The 18,596-nt window shown below is 47.8% G+C and carries 16 protein-coding genes, 1 pseudogene and 1 other annotated feature; of the genes and pseudogenes, 12 read left to right on the plus strand and 5 right to left on the minus strand.

Annotated features, from left to right (window positions below):
• Positions 1–20 precede the first annotated feature (20 nt).
• On the plus strand, positions 21–446 hold the full coding sequence (locus MKY86_RS15120; RefSeq protein ID WP_076075737.1) for an SRPBCC family protein: 426 nt from the start codon (positions 21–23) through the stop codon (positions 444–446).
• A gap of 73 nt (positions 447–519) precedes the next feature.
• On the opposite strand, the gene MKY86_RS15125 is transcribed toward MKY86_RS15120, so the two are convergent.
• Both MKY86_RS15125 and MKY86_RS15130 read right to left on the minus strand, forming a co-directional pair.
• Complete coding sequence (locus tag MKY86_RS15125) at positions 520–2,289, minus strand: sensor histidine kinase (protein WP_076075194.1); 1,770 nt, start codon at positions 2,287–2,289, stop codon at positions 520–522.
• Entirely contained in the window at positions 2,286–3,011 is a 726-nt protein-coding gene (locus MKY86_RS15130) for a response regulator transcription factor (protein WP_076075192.1), read from the minus strand. The genes MKY86_RS15125 and MKY86_RS15130 overlap by 4 nt, the downstream gene beginning before the upstream one ends.
• 209 nt (positions 3,012–3,220) lie before the next feature.
• Here MKY86_RS15130 and MKY86_RS15135 point away from each other — a divergent pair, with 209 nt between their 5' ends.
• Entirely contained in the window at positions 3,221–4,225 is a 1,005-nt protein-coding gene (locus MKY86_RS15135; RefSeq protein WP_076075190.1) for a M23 family metallopeptidase, read from the plus strand.
• A 172-nt stretch (positions 4,226–4,397) separates the two neighbouring features.
• On the opposite strand, the gene lpdA is transcribed toward MKY86_RS15135, so the two are convergent.
• Positions 4,398–5,774: a dihydrolipoyl dehydrogenase gene (lpdA, locus tag MKY86_RS15140; RefSeq protein WP_076075188.1), complete on the minus strand. Its 1,377-nt coding sequence runs from the start codon at positions 5,772–5,774 to the stop codon at positions 4,398–4,400.
• Between the two features lie 161 nt (positions 5,775–5,935).
• Here lpdA and MKY86_RS15145 point away from each other — a divergent pair, with 161 nt between their 5' ends.
• From MKY86_RS15145 to MKY86_RS15160, 4 genes are all read left to right on the plus strand, one after another.
• Positions 5,936–6,517: a TetR/AcrR family transcriptional regulator gene (locus MKY86_RS15145; protein ID WP_076075185.1), complete on the plus strand. Its 582-nt coding sequence runs from the start codon at positions 5,936–5,938 to the stop codon at positions 6,515–6,517.
• Between the two features lie 53 nt (positions 6,518–6,570).
• Positions 6,571–6,814 (plus strand) — a binding site (T-box leader).
• Between the two features lie 69 nt (positions 6,815–6,883).
• Entirely contained in the window at positions 6,884–8,782 is a 1,899-nt protein-coding gene (locus MKY86_RS15150; RefSeq protein WP_076075183.1) for an alanine--tRNA ligase, read from the plus strand.
• 103 nt (positions 8,783–8,885) lie between these two features.
• A complete protein-coding gene (locus MKY86_RS15155) occupies positions 8,886–10,250 on the plus strand; it encodes an MFS transporter (protein WP_083684442.1) in 1,365 nt (454 codons plus the stop codon).
• Positions 10,251–10,319: 69 nt separating this feature from the next.
• Complete coding sequence (locus MKY86_RS15160; protein WP_076075178.1) at positions 10,320–11,546, plus strand: macrolide family glycosyltransferase; 1,227 nt, start codon at positions 10,320–10,322, stop codon at positions 11,544–11,546.
• 132 nt (positions 11,547–11,678) lie between these two features.
• Here the strand turns inward: MKY86_RS15160 and MKY86_RS15165 are convergent, their stop codons facing one another.
• Positions 11,679–12,587, minus strand: a complete 909-nt coding sequence (locus MKY86_RS15165; protein ID WP_445669932.1) for an AraC family transcriptional regulator — start codon at positions 12,585–12,587, stop codon at positions 11,679–11,681.
• Positions 12,588–12,785: 198 nt separating this feature from the next.
• On the opposite strand from MKY86_RS15165, the gene MKY86_RS15170 reads away from it, so the two are divergent.
• The 3 genes and pseudogenes from MKY86_RS15170 to MKY86_RS15180 all read left to right on the plus strand — a co-directional run.
• The gene (locus MKY86_RS15170) at positions 12,786–13,625 is read left to right on the plus strand and encodes an SDR family NAD(P)-dependent oxidoreductase (protein ID WP_076075176.1); all 840 of its coding nucleotides are present in this window, start codon (positions 12,786–12,788) and stop codon (positions 13,623–13,625) included.
• A gap of 107 nt (positions 13,626–13,732) precedes the next feature.
• A complete protein-coding gene (locus tag MKY86_RS15175; RefSeq protein ID WP_340827138.1) occupies positions 13,733–14,218 on the plus strand; it encodes a DinB family protein in 486 nt (161 codons plus the stop codon).
• 150 nt (positions 14,219–14,368) lie between these two features.
• A pseudogene (locus MKY86_RS15180) lies at positions 14,369–14,692 on the plus strand (MFS transporter); the annotation flags it as partial.
• A gap of 64 nt (positions 14,693–14,756) precedes the next feature.
• On the opposite strand, the gene MKY86_RS15185 reads toward MKY86_RS15180, so the two are convergent.
• Positions 14,757–15,431: a FadR/GntR family transcriptional regulator gene (locus MKY86_RS15185; RefSeq protein ID WP_076075171.1), complete on the minus strand. Its 675-nt coding sequence runs from the start codon at positions 15,429–15,431 to the stop codon at positions 14,757–14,759.
• A gap of 219 nt (positions 15,432–15,650) precedes the next feature.
• Between MKY86_RS15185 and MKY86_RS15190 the strand changes: the two genes are divergently transcribed.
• Genes MKY86_RS15190 through dgoD form a run of 3 tightly spaced genes read left to right on the plus strand, consistent with a single transcriptional unit; the run spans position 15,651 to position 18,454 of the window.
• Positions 15,651–16,607 carry a sugar kinase gene (locus MKY86_RS15190; RefSeq protein ID WP_076075168.1) on the plus strand — a complete coding sequence of 319 codons (957 nt, stop codon included), beginning with the start codon at positions 15,651–15,653 and terminating at the stop codon, positions 16,605–16,607.
• A gap of 30 nt (positions 16,608–16,637) precedes the next feature.
• Positions 16,638–17,309 (plus strand): bifunctional 4-hydroxy-2-oxoglutarate aldolase/2-dehydro-3-deoxy-phosphogluconate aldolase, encoded by a 672-nt coding sequence (locus MKY86_RS15195; protein WP_076075165.1) that lies wholly within the window; start codon positions 16,638–16,640, stop codon positions 17,307–17,309.
• Positions 17,306–18,454 (plus strand): galactonate dehydratase, encoded by a 1,149-nt coding sequence (gene dgoD / locus MKY86_RS15200; RefSeq protein ID WP_076075163.1) that lies wholly within the window; start codon positions 17,306–17,308, stop codon positions 18,452–18,454. Before MKY86_RS15195 ends, dgoD begins: the two co-directional genes overlap by 4 nt.
• Positions 18,455–18,596: the final 142 nt, after the last annotated feature.

Consider the following 18,596-nt stretch of genomic DNA (forward strand, 5'->3'; position numbering starts at 1 on the left):
TGAGAGAGGTGTCTATTGAAATGGAAGCGAATCAACCGACGAAAGTAACTGTACAAGCCGTGGTTCAAGCCCCTATCGGGAAGGTATGGCGTTACTGGACTGAGCCGGAGCACATCACGAAGTGGAATCAGGCATCCGAGGACTGGCATGCGCCAAGAGCCGAGAACAATCTGCGGGCCGGCGGGACCTTTCTGACACGCATGGAAGCGAAGGATGGCAGCATGGGCTTTGATTTTGGCGGCGTATACGATGTCGTGAATCAGCATGAGGTGATCAGCTATACCATAGAAGACGGAAGAAGAGTGGAGATCACGTTCGTCGATCAAGGGAATGAGACGAAGATCATTCAAACGTTCGATGCGGAAAATGCCAATCCCGTCGAGCTTCAGCAAGCAGGCTGGCAGACGATCATCGACAATTTCAAAGCCTATACGGAGCGTAACTGATCATCGAAGAAGACGCCGGGGAAGATGCCCGGCGTCTTTCTTTTGATGCCCCAATGTGTACATGAACTCTGGATTAATTCGTTCCAGCCCTCGAATGAGCATCCCATATCAAACGTATCACCGTTCCTTCTTCGGGACTCGATCGAACCTCAATTCGCCCTTGCATGGCTTCGATCAGCCCTTTGGTTACCGCCATGCCAAGGCCTGATCCGACATCGGGTGCCGCTGTATCTGTGCCACGGTAGTATCGTTCGAACAGCTTCCACACCGTCTCCTGATCCATTCCGCGTCCATTATCGGCAAATTGAACGATGAAACCGCCTGCCTCTTTACCTGGCTGCACCCTTACAATCAGCTTCGTGTCCGGCGGATTATGCAGCAGGGCGTTGGCGGTGAGATTATCAACGATCCGTTCAAAGGAGGGAATGTGTACATAACCCTGTACCTCAACCGGGGCGGGATGGAACGTAATGCGGCTCTCTCCAAAAGCCGGGTTCTGCTCAGCACGCTGTACCAAATCCTGCAGCAGAGCATTGATATCCGTTAGCTCAATAGGGGGCTGGTATCCGCCACTGCGCAGTCGGTATGTCATGGCCAGGTCGTTGACCAGCCTGTCCATGTACATGGACTTGTCCAGCATAATGCCCGCGAATTCGCGGACTTCTTCCGTAGTCCACTGGTATTTCTCTGCCTCCAGCATGTGGGCATAACCCCGGATGGAGGACAGAGGTGTCTTTAGATCATGGGTGATTCCAGCAATCCATTCCTCCCGCAGAGAGTCGGTCTGTCTGCGGAGTTCTTTATCCTGTCTCAGGGTATCGGATAACGTCTGGATGGAACCTAACACTTCCGTATATACCCGATATTTACGTCGCCATCTCCCATTCTTCTTCTGACTAAGCGGCCTGCCGCGGGGGCCGGCCGGCTCCTCATATTGTCCGCGTTCAAGCTGCTGCAGCCATTGGAGCATATGGAGCATCGGATAACCGAACAGGTTGGCATACCAGACAGCAAGCAGGATCAGCAAGCCGATAATAGATACCAGAAGTACAATCAGGGCAGGTCCAAAAATAAACCCGAAGGGGTTCTCATTGCTACCTGCCGGCTTGCTCCCAAGAGGAATACTCAGCATCCAGGTAGAATGATTCTGCTCATCATAGCTGGTCACTGTACTCACTCCATACCGGATGGGGTATCGTGTACGCAGAATCAGATCCTGGATACTGTAGCTGTCAGGGATCCCTGTTACGGGCTTATTGAAAGAAGTAACCTCCAATCCCTGTTCATCCAAAATCTGAAGATAGGCATCCGCTGCTCGAATGATTTCCTGCTGCCCGGAGGCCAGTTCAAGCTTGTTATTGGCATAACGGCCCCCGTTATATGCTTGCTCCAGCATGGTTACAGCCTGGTTGTTCTCTCCATACAACAGGGTGAAATTAATGCCTTCTCTTTCGCGGATAAGCAGATATAGCCGGTAGGGAAAGGGCTTTTGTCCTTGCCAATAAGATATGAGTTCTCCAGGTTTATAGTGATTCGGCACATCGGAAGGGGTATGAAAAGCATCCAACACACGACCCTGCTCATCGAGAACCTGAAGCCAGCCTTTGTTGTCCTCGATCTGCTTCAGCAACCCCGGATTATACTTAACACTACCGTCCGGCAAAATCTCTGCTGTACTGATTAGCTGGTCGAGTCCGACAGTGGCAAAATCTTCAACAAGGCTGGCCTCATTCAGCTGCTGAATGACCCAGTAAGCTATACTTCCGCCGATGATCAAGATTAGGACCACAGTACCCGCAAGCAGGCCAATGAACCGCGTCATCAATCTGCGTCTTACACTCATCGCCCAGATCCCATGTCGGACTGAATGAGCTTATACCCTAGCCCGCGAACGTTCACCAATAATTCAGGGTTGGAGGGATCAGCCTCAATACGCTCACGAATCCGGTGAATATGTACCATGACGGTGTTATCATCCGAAATGGCCTCCGATCCCCAGACCCGCTCATACAATTCAGACTTGGTGAAGATACGATTGGGATGTTTGCAAAAGAATAGCAGCAGCTGGTATACCAGCGCAGGGCAGTTCACGGGTTGACCTTCGACTCTGAGTTCACCGGCTGGCTCCATAACCTGGAAGCGCCCATAGTCATAGATCCCTTCCCGCGGCAGTTTTTCCGCTTCCGTCTGTCTGGGCAAATATCGTCTCAGCAGGGATTTGATCCGTGCGACTACTTCCAGCGGGTTAAAGGGTTTAACGACATAATCGTCTCCGCCAACCGCGAAGCCGGTCAGCTTGTCATAATCGGTGGTTTTCGCTGTCAGAAAGAGAATAGGGGCATCTGTAATTTGACGCAGAAAAGGGCAGATTTCCAGCCCGCTTCGGCCTGGTAGCATCACGTCCAGCACGATGCAGTGATAGGTTTTCTTTTCACATGCAGCAATTGCGTCTTCACCGGTAGTGACCGTATCAATATCCAGGAATTGCTCCTTGAGCAATACCGTTCGGAGCATATGCAGAATCGCCTGTTCATCATCAACAAGCAAAATTGAAACTTCATCCATGGCGAAATAGAGCCTCCCAGCTTTTTATATAAGTATCATACCATTCTGAAACACTGTGCTGCTTGCCAGTAACCTTAACGGATTCTTAATTTTGGCGATGTAGCATGTCTCAAAGTTATGATAGACGTAAGCGTAGGTTAGACGGTAGATAAGATTGATGTCGTACACTGGACTGGAAAGATATCGTTCTAACAAAGGAGTACAGGGAAATGACTAGAGTATATTCGAAAAGCTGGAAGCTGCTTGCCGTAGTGCTTGGTACGTGTGTGATGTTGTCTGCGTGCGGCACTTCGGAAGCATCTGAACCACAAGAGCAATTACTGGTAGAACAGACAGCCGAGGAGGACGCAATGATTACACCAGACAATTTCATGGATACCTTAATGAAGGGATCGAAGGAGGACATCTACAAACAGATGAGTCCGGAGCTACAGGAAATCATATCGCTGGACGAATTCAAGACGACTACCGCTAGCTTTATGGAAGGCGTTGCTTCATGGGAGAAGGTTACGGAATTTAAAATGAACAATCTGGTTGAAAGCTCATGGAAGGATCAGACGGGGACAAAGGGGATTCAAGCCTCTTTTGCCGAAAATCACCAGATTGCGGGGCTGCTTATTCAGCCGCTTGAATCGCATGAAGAAACGGATAAGGCGCTGACCAAGACTGCATTCCAGTTTCCGCTGAAGGGCGAATGGTTTGTGTTCTGGGGAGGGAACGATGTGTTGTCCAACTATCATTATGCTCATGAAACCCAGCGTTACGCCTTGGACATTGTCCGCACACAGGATGATTCAAGCTATCAAGGTGAGGGAAAAGAAAATGAAAACTATTATGCTTTTGGTGAGCCGCTCTATGCAGCAGCAGATGGAAGGGTGGTTGAAGTCAAAAATGACATCCCGGACAACACGCCGGGCGTGATGAACGCTGAAGAACCGGCAGGCAATGTTGTGGTCATTGATCATGGAAATGGGGAGCACAGCATCACAGCACATCTCAAGCAAGGCAGTGTAGCCGTCAAAAAAGGAGATAACGTCCAGCAGGGAGATCTCATCGGACATCTTGGTAATTCAGGGAACTCCAGTGAAGCACACTTGCATTTTCAAGTATCGGACGGGCCCGATCTATTCACTTCCCGTTCGATTCAGATCCGCTGGGCCGATCAAAGTCAGAAGCTGACACGGGGGAATACTTTTCAGGGACTGCGCGAATAGAGAGTGTAAAAAGTGTTGACTTGCGGCTTGCTTTAGGTAATTCAGGCAAGGGGAACGAGGTGACGGTGCTCGCACATGAGGAGGCTGTACCCTATTTGACGGGAGCCGTTCCGCTTATTAGAGGTACAACCTGAACCATAAGTAAACCTCCTGCATCAATAATTTTCGTTTGTTACAATCTGCGATGGGCTTGTTCTGCGGCCTCCATGATGATTTCGCCTAACGTTGGATGCGGATGAATGGTCATAGCCATATCTTCTACCGTTGCTCCCATCTCAATCGCAAGGGATAGCTCAGATATAAGAGTAGATGCTTCAGCGCCTACAATCTGTGCACCTAATACAAGACCAGACACAGCATGAGCAACGATTTTGACAAAGCCTTCGGTTTCTTTCAGAGCCAGCGCACGGCCATTAATAGAAAAAATAGATTTTCCAACGACAACAGGAATCGATTGTTGTTTACACGCCGTTTCGCTAAGACCAACGCTCGCAATCTCCGGGTGAGAAAACACAACTAACGGAAGAACTTTGTAGTCGATGACAGAGGGTTTACCCGCGATCGCTTCTGCTGCAATTTTTGCTTCATATGAAGCTTTATGAGCCAAGGCAGGGCCTTGAACAATATCTCCAATGGCATAGATATGCGGGATAGATGTTCTGCACTGCTTGTCAATCTCGATCAAGCCTTGTGGAGTAGGGGACAGACCTATATTTTCAAGACCCAAGGTTCCATCTGTGTTCGGTTTCCTGCCCACCGTAATTAACGCATATTCAGCTTGAACAACATGGTGTTGATCCTGACGCATATAATGTAGATTGATGTGACTCGTATATTGGTCTGCTCCTGTAACCTTAGCTTCCGTTAAGATGGTTATCCCGTCCTTCTTCAGTTGACGAACGACAGGTGCGACAAGCTCTGCTTCAAATCCGGGTAAAATCTGTTCACCGCCCTCAAGCATCGTAACTTTGGTTCCAAATCTCGCAAACATCTGACCCAGTTCCACACCAATATAACCGCCGCCAACTACAACAAGGCTCTTAGGAATACCGGCCAGCGATAGCGCCTCAGTGGATGAAAGAATCCGTCCGCCGAAAGGAAGAGCGCTGATTTCAATCGGACGGGAACCGGTTGCCAGAATGAGATGTTTGAAGCCTATTCGGCGCTCATTCTGTTCAGCGTGATGAATTTCAACGGTATTCGCATCTATCAAGCTGGCTTCTCCTTCGATAACTGTCACACCTGCTGTTTTAAGTAAAAACCGAACTCCTCCAGACTGCTTATCCACCACAGCTTGCTTAAACAACTGAGCCTCCTGAAAAGAAGAAGCTTCGTCAACAGTATACCAGTGTCTGCGCAAATGAATACGCTCCGCTTCAGCAATCAGCGCTTTGGAAGGAATACAGCCTACATGCGTACATACCCCTCCGATCTGGTGGCGCTCCACAATGAATGTTTTCATACCCAATTGTGACGAACGTAATGCGGCTACATAACCGCCAGGCCCCGATCCAATGACCAGGGTATCTACAGCTTCTAATGAGTTCATGATGAGTACCTCCAAATTAAATATGATGATCGTAATATATTATAGTCATCATATTTTAAAAGAGTCAACACTTCATAATAAATTGACATCAAATAATATGATAATTATAATATTTTAAAAACATTCATAAATACAGACTTATACAAAAGGGAGAGAGCAGGATGCCTTATCCGAAAGGACACAAGCTCAAAGTTCGAAGCCATATTATTACCAGCGCAGCCAAAGCATTTCGCACCCACGGCGTGCGGAATATTAGTCTTCCACATATTATGAAAGGTGCTGGACTGACGCACGGAGGATTTTACTCCCATTTTGCAAATAAAGATCAGCTTGTGATGGAGACCTGTCATTTCGCAATTAGTGACACCATCGACATACTTCAGAGAATTGCAGACCAAAATAAAAATGAAGATCAGACGTCGATTGAGGCCGTCATTGATTTTTACTTAAGCCCTCTGCATCGGGATCAGATGGAAGCCGGTTGTATCTTACCTGCTTTATCAGGAGAGGTTGCCCAGCTACCGGAAAATATTAGGCAAGCGTACACACAAGAGCTGCAACGTTTCATCGCGTTTATTACAAATATGGCTGGGATCGATCCCTCTAATGGTTATGCGTTGGTGAGCAGTATGGTGGGTACTGTGGCACTGGCAAGGGCAGTTAGTGATGAGAAGTTCAGTGATGCTTTATTACAGGCAGGTCGTGTGCAGATCAAACAAATGGTAAGCGCCGGCTCCAGGTAACTTTTTATTTGACGAAGCAAGGTGATTGTGCTAGCATAGCTTTAACTTAAAACGAAAAGGCTATGATGAGAAATAGTAACTATTAAGGATCTCACAGAGAGAAGATGGTTGGTGCGAATCTTCATTGATCTAATAGTGAAGCAGTCTCGGAGCTGTGGACCGAACAGAGGAATCTTAGTAGGCTTCAACGGAGTTCCACCGTTATTCAGGAAACAGTATCGGAGCAATCCCGTACTGATAGAGCGCAGAGCAATCTGAAGTTAGGTGGTAACACGGACATAATCGTTCGCCCTAAGTTGACAAGAAACATGTCAGCTTAGGGCTTTTTTGTTTTAAGCATAATTAATATTTGATGGAGGGTTTAGAATGACACCAGATGAGTTGAGACAATCCTATGTTGATTTTATGAAAAGAATAGGGGCTAGCCAAGTGCCTTCTTCTAGCTTGTTACCGGAAAATGATCCTTCAACGTTGTTTACAGGAAGCGGAATGCAGCCGATGGTTCCCTATTTATTGGGGGAAAAGCATCCGATCGGCAATGAGATTGCTAATATTCAGAAGTGCTTAAGGACAGTGGATATTGAGGAAGTAGGAGATACGTCGCATCTGACATTTTTCGAAATGATAGGCCGGTGGGAGTTCAAGGCAAATGAACAACACTATAAGCAAAAGCAAATCGACGCTATTTGGCATTGGCAGATCATGGAATTAGGAATGGATCCGGGCAGGCTGTATATCAGTGCTTTCGCAGGAAGTGATGAACTGAACATACCGAAAGATACGGAAGCCATTGGGCTCTGGTCAGCAAAATTCAAATCCGTTGGGATAGAACCCATCATTGAAGATGATCCCTGGCAATACGGGGCATCTAGAGGCGGGAAAATATTTTTATACGATGAAAAAGAAAACTGGTGGAGCCGGGCCGGAAGTCCTCTCCATATGCCGGTTGGTGAACCGGGTGGACCCGATAGTGAAATGTTTTATGATCTTGACCCAAGCGGTGATCCACTGGATCATCCTGCTTCTGAAAGCGACAGATTCCTGGAAATTGGGAACAACGTATTTATGTGTTACACAAAAGGAGAGACAGGATTCGTAAAAATGCAAAATCCCAATCTGGATTATGGAGGCGGATTAGAAAGGGTGGCTACAGCCCTTAACGGGGACAAGGATATTTATAATACGGCTTTCTTCCTTAATCCCAAGAACAAGTTGATGGAGCTAAGCGGGAAGTCCTATGCTGACGATCTAAAGTCCTTTAGAATCATACTGGATCATGTGAGAGCGGCTACGTTTCTCATTAATGACGGTGCAGAGCCAGCAAATAGTGATGCAGGGTATATAACAAGAAGGCTATTAAGAAGGGCTATTCGTGCAGGTAAAAAAATAGGGATACAAGGAAGCTTTGTGGGTCAGTTGTCTGAAGTTTATATCGATGAAGCAACAGCTTATGAAGATTTGATCCGCAATAAAAAGAAAGTAATCGAAATCGTAAATAAGGAAGAAAGTCTTTTCTATAGAACGTTACAGCAAGGAGAAGTTGAAATCCAAAAACATCTAAAGAATAAGGGGAACGTTACGGGTGCAGATGCCTTTTATTTTTACGAAACCTATGGGTTTCCTTTGGAGTTGACGGAAGAGTTTCTAGTGGAAAGTGGATATAGCATGGAGGACAAGGCGTCTTATGCAGAGGCAGCAAAGAAACATACTGAAATGAGCAGAACTGCTTCTGCAGGTAAATTTAAAGGTGGCTTAGCTGAACATTCCGCAGAAACAACCGCGCTGCACACGGTATCTCATTTGCTACTTGCGGGGTTAAGGGAAGTTCTAGGTGATCATGTTCACCAACAAGGAAGTAATATTACTTCTGAACGATTACGGTTTGACTTCAACCATGATGAAAAACTAACCCTCGAGCAAATAGCTAAGGTGGAGAAGTATGTGAATGATGCAATTTCATCCAGAGCAGTTACCTCTATTTCAGAGCTGCCTAAACTTGAAGCCAAAGAAAGTAATGTGGAAGGAAACTTTTGGGATAAATATCCGGAAATCGTTAAGGTGTATACCATCCAAGATCACGAAGGGAAAGTATGGAGCCGGGAAGTATGTGGAGGGCCTCATGTAGAAGATACCACAAACTTAGGAACGTTCCGTATTACAAAAGAACAATCTTCTGCTGCTGGAGTCAGAAGGATTAAAGGAGGACTTTTTAAACATTATACTTTACAAAGTGAACTAGCTAATATATATTTAGATCATAAATAAGGCTAAATTTTCCATAAAAAAATCTATTATGGAGGTGTAGGAGACAAACAACAATCAGATTGGGATTTTTGACAGGCAGCACAGAGCGTTAACGATTGGTATTATGCTGGTTCTAACCACCGTAGCTTTCGAGGGGCTGGCTATTACGACAATTGCTGCGACAATGGCACAAAGCTTGCAGGGTATTCATTTATACGGTTGGATTTTCAGCGCATTTTTGTTATCCCAGCTTATTGGAACCTTGGTTATAGGGCAACTGGTTGACAAGCGCGGCGTTTTCATCTCCTTGCTCGTGTCGTTTAGTATTTTTGTGCTGGGAACCGTGGTTGCGGCTGTTTCCTTGGATATGCACATGCTTATTGCAGGAAGAGCCCTTCAAGGCTTTGGAGCGGGAGCTCTGATCACATGCATTTACACCTGTGTGACGTTGCATTATTCGGATGCTTTGCGTACTCAGATTTTAGCAGCATTCTCCATGGCATTTGTTCTGCCTTCCTTAATAGGACCTTACCTGGCAGGCCTAATTGCCTCCTATATGTCATGGCGATTTGTTTTCTGGATTGTTTTACCCCTGATAGGCTTGGCATTGAGCCTCACATTCCGCTCTTTTCGTGAACTGCAACTTCGTCAGGTACTGACGGGTCAAGCCCCAAAAGCAGACTCAAAAACTCTTCATGCGATTCTGCTTGCCGTTGGAACGGGGCTATTACTCACAGGACTCGGTATGATAACCGATTGGACAGGAATTGTTCTGACTCTGGGTGGTTTATTCGTCATGATCCCACCCATGCGGATACTTCTGCCTAAGGGCACTTTTGCGGTAAAAAAAGGATTGCCTGCTACATTGGTTTCCAGGGGGCTGTATGTAGCTTGTTATTTTACAACGGAGAGTTTTGTGATTTTGGCACTAACCGAAGTAAAGGGGGTATCAGCAGATCTTGCCGGCCTCATTGTAGCAGCAGGTTCTCTGAGCTGGTCCGCCGCAGCGTGGCTGCAGGCGAAGCTTGATGGACGGGATCAAGGTCGTGGCCGAAAGCACAGAGTTATGGTAGGTATCGGGATTATGATCGCTGGGACTGTACTTGTGATCCTGGCCCTTATGCTCTCGGAAGGTGGAATCATACTCATCCTGCTCTCGCAAATGATTACCGGCTTCGGTGTTGGATTGGCTAATCCTACGACCGCAGCCATTGCTCTACAACATGCGGCGCCCGGGAAAGAGGGAGAACTATCTTCGAATCTGCAATTTGTGGATTCCTTCTATATGGGTGTAAGTATAGGAGTGGGCGGCGCTCTAATCGCCTTGTCCGAAACTTTACAGTGGGGCATATCGACAGGAGTGGTGATCGTGCTAACACTCCAATTACTATGGGTCTTATTAAGTTTCCTGGCATCTCTACGAATCACCGAACTCGTTCATCAGGAACATCATCCGATCAGCCAGTCGAAAGAGAACCTTCCCATGTAACGGATGACCATCACGTCGCTAAACACATCATGAAGAACGGAGGATAAATTGCATTGGGAGGTAGATAAAATGGCACGTGTATTAGTGGTCATTACTCCGGCTGAAGGCCATGTGAATCCGTCGTTAGGATTAGTTACCCAGTTGATTGACAGTGGAGAGGAAGTTGTCTATGTATGTGTGGAGGAGTATCGTTCCCGAATTGAACAAACCGGAGCCCTGCTCATAACCTATCCATTTCCGCAAGATGCCTTTTCTCATGATCCCGTGTTGAAACCGCAGGAGTACAGTCATCCATATCAGTTCATTTATATGATGGTAGGCGGTATCATTCAGAGGATTATACCCGAGGTGTTTCGAGTGATCGGCAATCAAAAGTTCGATTATTTGATCTTTGATTCACTGATGGGCTGGGGAGGGACTATTCTTGCAGAAAAGCTAGGGATTCCCGCAGTATGTTCGATTGCCTCCTTTGCTTTCGTTGATCCGTTGGGGACTAGCGGAGGTATGGATGAGCAGGAGATGGATACGAATACGAAGGAGCTGTATGAGGCTACGATGAAGATAACACGGGAGTTAGCGCAAGAGTATCAAGTGAGTCTTCCGTCCATGGAAGAGATTCCGGCACATACAGGCCGGTTAAAGCTTGTGTATACAAGCCGTTATTTTCAGCCACATGCAGAAAAACTGGACAATCGTTTTATTTTCACAGGTCCTTCGATCATACCGCGTCAAGATGCTGAGACCTTCCCGTTTGAGCTGCTTCGTGAACGTTACCCCCATACCGTATACATTGCTATGGGTACTATTTTAAATAAAAACTTGGATTTCTATCGGCTTTGCTTTGAAGCATTTGGGGATATGCCAGTGAATGTAGTTCTTTCTTCAGGAAGATACACGGATATGGGGCCGCTGGCTGATCAAATTCCTCCTAATTTTATCGTCATGCCATACGTTGCACAGCTCCATATGCTACAGCATACGGATGTTTTTATCACACATGCCGGAATGAATAGTACGAGTGAGGCGTTATATTACAACGTTCCGTTGGTAATGATTCCATTAACGTCGGATCAGCCTCTTGTAGCCAATCGGGTACAGGAGTTGGGGGCGGGTATCACTTTAAATAAACTTAACCTCAGTGCAACGGATATGAGAGAGGCATTGTTAGAAGTCCTAAGCAATCCATTATATAAACAGCAGGCTTGCCTCATCGGTGAATCTTTAAGGCAGTCCGGCGGTTATAAGCGGGCCGCCGAAATGATTATGAGTCATATGGCTGTGATTACTAATATTTGACATGCATTGGACACGCTTGGTGAGGATGATTTCCTTTATGACGGAACAGTGTTAGCGCTTTTGTTTAGTTGATTTTCCGAATAAATAAAGGTGCAGACTGACTCCGGCGTTAAACTACCGGGCAGCCTGATCTTATTTGATGAACTGCTTGATATCACTCATCGGAGAGAAGCCGAACAGGCGCGCATATTCACGGCTGAATTGGGAAGGGCTCTCATAGCCTACCTCGAATGCGATATCTGCCACATGGGTAGATTCGGTTAACAAGCGACGGCGCGCTTCCTGCAGTCGAATTTGCTTCTGATACTGTACCGGAGTCATGGCGGTCACTTCTTTGAAGTGACGATACAATGAGGAGGAGCTCATGTTCGCCAGTTCGGCTAATTCTTCGATGCGAAGCGGCTGGTTGTATTCCCTCTTGATCCGCTCGACCACCTTGGCAATGGAGGCGTAGTTGCTTCCAGCCATGGCAATTTGCTTGAACACATCCCCTTGATCATCGCTAAGGAGTCTGTAATAAATCTCACGTATGACGAGGGGCGCCAGTGCCGGAATGTCCTTCGGTGTCTCTAACAGGCCTACCAGTCTGACGGCTGCATCGAGGAGAGCATTATTCATTGTACCTACGAATAGCCCTCTGTGATATCTATTGGTTCTGCCTTGAAGTAATTCCGTCTCCTTCATAATCTGAACAATTTGGCTGGCCTCTATATCTAGACGAATCGCCAAGTAGGGGGATTCACGAGAGGCCTGAGTGGCCCGGCCGGTTATCGGTACATCCAGGGACACCGCCAGGTAATCGGATACCCCGTATTTGTAGCGCTCATCTGCGAGCATGATCACCTTCTCACCTTGAGCTACAATGCATAGCGAAGGTTTTTGAATTCTGCATATCGGAACCTCGGAGCGGGAATCGCGGACCAGATGCAATGAGGGGATCAGGGTAGCATGTTCGCCGTCTGCACCAGAGAATTTCTCAACGAGTTGCGCAAGTTCCAACTGTTTGAAATATGTTTTTTGAGCCTCATCTAACATGTGCATCCCTCTCATTGCTGTTTTCTCTTTTAATCATAATATATTCTTGAACTGTATTTGTTAAGCGGATGAGAATAATAGGCAAGAATGTGGGAGTAATATTCTAACGGAATTTAGCCTGGAAGGAGCATAATAGGTTTGTTCCGACAGATCTGTAGCCATTGCCTATTTACGCAATACCGATTATCCATTGGAGGGGAAAATATGCAGCATGCTAAAGTATGGTACGTGACCGGTGCTTCGAAAGGACTGGGACTGTCCCTGGTGAGAAAATTGATTAAGCGCGGATATAGAGTCGCTGCAACTTCACGTAATATAGACGATTTAAAGCAAGCTGTGGGTGAAGTGCCGGAAGAGCGATTCCTGCCGCTCGCGGTTGATCTGACCCAAGCGGGTTCGATTCAGACATCTGTGAATAAGACGTATGAGCAGTTCGGGCAAATAGATGTGGCCGTTAACAATGCAGGCTATGGCATCGGCGGTGCGATCGAGGAGTTGTCGCAGAAGGAAATCATGGCAAACTTTGAAGTCAATGTATTTGGTCCGATTCATGTCATTCAAAGTGTACTGCCCTATATGCGGAAGCAGCGTTCAGGGCATATATTCAATATTGCTTCAATTGCCGGCTTCGCTCCGCATATGGGCTGGAGTGTGTATGCTGCCACGAAGTTCTCGCTAATGGGATTAACTGCGGTGCTCGCTCAGGATGTGCAATCTCTGGGCATCAAAGTGACGGCAGTAGCACCCGGGGGATTTAGAACCCAGTTCAATAAGTCAGATTCCCTGGTTCTGTCTGCCCATAAAATTGAGGATTACAGCGAGCTTCACTCTGGGCACAACCAGTTCGTAGCGACAGACGGCAAGCAGCTTGGCGATCCTGAAAAAGCAGCAGAGGTGTTCATCGATCTGGCGGAATCTCCGAATCCCCCGGTCCAATTGTTCTTGGGAAGCGATGCTTACCGGAGAGCGTCCGAGAAGCTGGATCAATTGCGTGAAGAACTGAAAGCGAACAAGGACATCAGCTTTCGAACTGATTTTAAATAACCTTCGTTTGAGAGTTGAAACAAATGATACTAACACATTTATCCTTGACGTAATCAAACATAATAGTTATTATAGATATCTATACTCCTTGTTTGGGGTGATTATCAATGAAGTTCTCAAAGGCAACCGATTATGTTCTCCATACAATGCTCTTTCTAACTGCAGCGACTCCTCAAAAACCTATGAGTGTGCAGCAGTCCCCCACAGATTATGTGAAAGAAATAGAAACCTTCGGCGGAGTTTCTATTCGTAGTCTGCATGCTCATGTAGCCGATTGTTATCAGATATGGTTAGGGATTCGTGCCCTTGGTAAATCACTTCCCAAAGTAAACCCGCAATCCATTGGCAATGTACAGAAAATGCGTGAAATGTTTAAGAACACGGATGAACTAGTTTATGAATTCCTAAATGACTTTAAAAACAAATGGGATCCTACCGTTCCAGCATCCTGGCATAGTGACAGTGTAGAGTTAACCAAATTATGGTTATTTTCGCACACTATCACCCACGAATTTCATCATAGAGGACAAATTGTAAAAATGGGCAGGCAGCTCGGGTATATCCCGCCGAAAATGAACCTCGCTAAACCTTAGTGATTTCATGGAGATTACACTTCTTTTTTAAGTCTATTAAAGATATCTCATGCCTTTAAAATCTAAATTATGGATTGGAGAGTGGAGAATATGCAAGCAGCGGCATAAGCACAGCATAATGCAGTGCAAAAATATAAAGTTATTCCGATCATGGTATCCTTACTATTAAGCGGATTTATTGGGATGTTTAACGAGACGGCTCTAAACGTAGTGCTCAGCGATTTAATCAACCTGTTTCATATCACCGCCGCAACGGCCCAATGGCTGACGACTGGTTACTTACTGACCCTCGGCATATTGGTTCCGGTATCCAGATTGTTACTCCAATGGTTTTCAACCAGACAATTGTTCACGGCTTCGCTCCTATTAACTTTACTCGGCACAGCGGTGGCGACCGTTTCCCCGGGATTTGAGTTACTCATGATTGCACGGGTCATTCAAGCTGCGGGCGTAGCGCTCATTCTGCCTCTGATAATTGTTCAATAGAGCAATCCAGGTCTTTTAAAGACTCTGGGTTTCTTTTGTATTCTGATAGAATCTACTGCTTAAGGGTGGTCAGCATACTCTGAATATGGCTCTCCATGAGCTGCCGGGCGGTTTCGCTTTGCCGTTCCTCGATGGCAATGGCGATCAGAACATGATAATTGGAAGCCTTGGTCCGCATATTGGGCAGCGTATTGGTCTGCTTGCGTCCTTCGGCTAGTAATGGAAGAATCGAATTCAGCATCCGCGCCACTACCGGATTCGCTGCCGCTTCGGCAATTAACTGATGGAAGGCGAGGTCTGTCTCGAAGAAGGAGCCGCCTTCCTCCATTTGCTGCACCATCCGATCTGCCAGTACCCGCAGCCGGCGGATCTGATCCTCATCGGCCCGCTTCGCGGCTAAAGCGGCAAGTTCCGGCTCAATGAGCAGTCTGGCTTCCAGCAGATCCACGATCGAAATGTTGTCTAATTCCTCTAAGGCGACCGCCGGATCATCCAGCAGCAGCGGATCATTCCGCACATACATCCCGCGCCCGTGCTCAATGCTGACATTCCCCTGACTCTCTAATATCCGCAGCGCCTCACGTACTGTAGTGACACTAACCGAAAAATCAACAGCCAGCTGCTGAAGAGTAGGAAGCCGGTCTCCCGGAGCCCATTCCCCACCTATAATTTTCTGCTTCATAAGCTCTATTGTAGCTTGAAACGCGGTTTGTTTATTCTGTTTCATAGTTAGCCGTCCCTTTGACTTGGAATACATTCATTCTAGCATAAGAGCTTCGTGACAATAAACTGAGACGTCTGAATATTGATTTAGTATTGACTAGTGAAGAACAAGATAATATGATTTCACCATAAAGATCATATCTATATCATATAATCATTCGTAAAGATACGATCTTTATAAGAAGACTCAATGAGTGAAGAATCAGCAGAAGGAGGAGGGGCAATGGAGGTCGTAACCTTTGGGGAAACCATGGTGCTTCTGGCACCGGACCGGATGGTTCCCCTGGAGTATGTGAACGGTTTTCACAAGCATGTTGCCGGAGCTGAGACTAATGTGGCCATTGGGCTCGCCCGTATGGGACACACCGTCGGCTGGTTCAGCAAGCTCGGAAATGATCCGTTTGGCCGGTATATCAGGCAGTTCGTAAGAGGACATGGCGTTGATGTTTCCGAAGTCAGGGTTACCGCTGAAGCGCCGACGGGAGTATTCTTCAAAGAACAAATCTCCCCGGACCAAATACAGGTGTACTACTATCGCAAACAATCGGCGGCCAGCCTGATGCAAGAAGATGAGCTTAGTGAGGCATATGTTGGAGGTGCCCGCATCCTGCATGTTACTGGCATTACGCCAGCTCTTAGCCCGGAATGCAGGAAATTAACCTTTCGGGCCCTCGAAGCGGCCAAAAAACACGGTACGGCCATTGTGTTCGATCCCAATATCCGCTGGAAGCTGTGGAACCGAGATGAGGCTTATCGTGTTCTTAACGAAATCGCGGCTCTTGCCGACTACGTGCTGCCCGGCATAGATGAGGGGCAGTTCCTGACAGAATGCAGTACGCCTTCAGACATCGCAGATCGTCTGCTGAAATCCGGCGCAAGTGCTGCTGTAATCAAGCTCGGTGCGGACGGGGCTTATTACAGTAACGGACGAATCTCTGGAACTGAACCAGGGTTTCCCGTGAAGAGGCTCATTGATCCGATGGGTGCCGGTGACGGCTTTGCCGCAGGCTTTATCAGCGGTTTACTGCAGGGGGAGGATCTACCTGGTGCCGTACGTCGCGGTAACGCTGTCGGTTCCATTGTTGTGGGGGTAAGCGGCGATGTGGAAGGTCTCCCGGCCCGGCAGGATGTGGATCTTCTCTTGGCCGGGGGAACCGGCATAGAGGATATTATCCGGTAACTGAAGCGCATTCCCAAGGAGGAAGAAGAAATGGACAAAGATAGACAGATTGAGCAGCTGTTAACCTCCGGGCTGGTCGCCGTTATCCGCAGACCACCGCCTGAAGGGGTGGAGCACATTGCTGCGGCATTGGCAGACGGCGGTGTCGGAGCGCTGGAGATTACAGCCGATACCCCGGAGGTATACCGGTTGATCGCGGACATGAAGGCGAAATATGGAGATCGCCTGCTGGTGGGGGCGGGTACCGTACTGAAGCTGGCGCAGGCCGAGCAGGCGATCGCGGCGGGAGCCGATTTTATTTTCTCCCCAAATTTGAATGAGGCGATTGTAGAACTGACCTTACAGCACGGGCGAATCTCGATTCCAGGTGTGATGACACCGACCGAAGTGGTCAGAGGGCACGAAGCGGGTGCAGACCTGCTTAAGGTCTTCCCGGGCGGTTCACTCGGTGCCTCCTACATCAAGGAACTTCAGGGGCCACTTGGCCACATCCGCATGATGCCGACAGGAGGCGTGACCCTTGCGAATGCCGGAGCCTTCATTGCCGCCGGAGCCGTTGCCGTCGGTCTTGGAAGCGCTCTCGTTGACCGGGAAGCAGTGGAGCAGGGCGACTATGGGAAGATCACAGAGACGGCCCGCCGATTTGCCAAGGAAGTCAGTAAAGCCAGAATGAACAACACCAAAGGAGCAAAAAAACCATGAAAATAACCGGATTCGAGACCTTTATCGTTCCTCCCCGCTGGCTGTTTCTGAAGATTGAAACCGATGAAGGCCTATCCGGCTGGGGGGAGCCGGTGGTCGAAGGCAAGGCGCATACGGTGCAGGCCGCAGTGGAAGAGCTAATGGATTATTTGATTGGGCAGGACCCCCAGCGGATTGAAGACTTATGGCAGTTGATGTACCGGGGAGGGTTCTATCGTGGCGGGGCTATACTGATGAGTGCGATAGCGGGGATTGATCAGGCGTTATGGGATATTAAGGGGAAAATCTACAATGCACCTGTGTACCAGCTGCTGGGCGGCGCTTGCCGCAATTCCATGCGGGTGTACTCCTGGGTCGGCGGAGACCGTCCCATTGATGTTGTTAAGGCGGCGCTGGAGAAGAAGGCCGCCGGGTTCACGGCGATTAAGATGAATGCCTCGGAAGAGATGCAGTTCATTGATACACATGACAAGATTTATGCTATCGTCGAGCGGGTCGCCGCCATTAGGGAGGCCTGCGGACCGGAATTCGGGATTGCTGTTGATTTTCACGGACGGCTTCACAAACCGATGGCACGCGGACTGGCCAGAGAGCTGGACCCCTACCGTCTGATGTTCATAGAAGAGCCAGTGCTGCCGGAGAACAACGAAGTACTGCGGGAGCTCGCACATCATACCAGCACTCCGATCGCCACGGGTGAACGTATGTACTCACGCTGGGAATTTAAAAATCTGCTGAAGGATGGAGTGGTTGACATTATTCAGCCCGACTTGTCCCATGCAGGAGGGATCACGGAATGCAAGAAAATATTTGCCATGGCCGAGGCATTCGATGTCGCAGTCGCTCCGCATTGCCCGCTTGGGCCGATCGCCCTGGCCGCCTGTCTTCAGGTGGATGCAACGTCTTACAATGCAGTCATTCAAGAACAAAGCCTGGGCATCCATTATAATCAGGGAAATGACCTGCTGGATTATATCACTGATCCGTCCGTCTTTGCCTACAGTGACGGGCATGTCCATATTCCTTCCGGACCGGGCCTTGGCATTACCGTGAACGAGGAGTATGTGCGGAAGATGGCGGAGGACGGCCACCGCTGGAGAAATCCGGTATGGCGGCACCGCGACGGCAGCATTGCGGAGTGGTAAGGTTGAACATATATAGTCCTATTGAAGCCGCTATTTTAGCGGTTTTTTTATTTTAGATGTTGTCAGAAAACCTGCCATGGGAGTAATATAAAATACAGAAGTTTAACAGGTATAATTCATACTTAACATTAATGTAGGAGTG

Source organism: Paenibacillus sp. FSL R7-0333 (genome assembly GCF_038000365.1).
GTDB classification, from domain to species: domain Bacteria; phylum Bacillota; class Bacilli; order Paenibacillales; family Paenibacillaceae; genus Paenibacillus_AQ; species Paenibacillus_AQ silagei.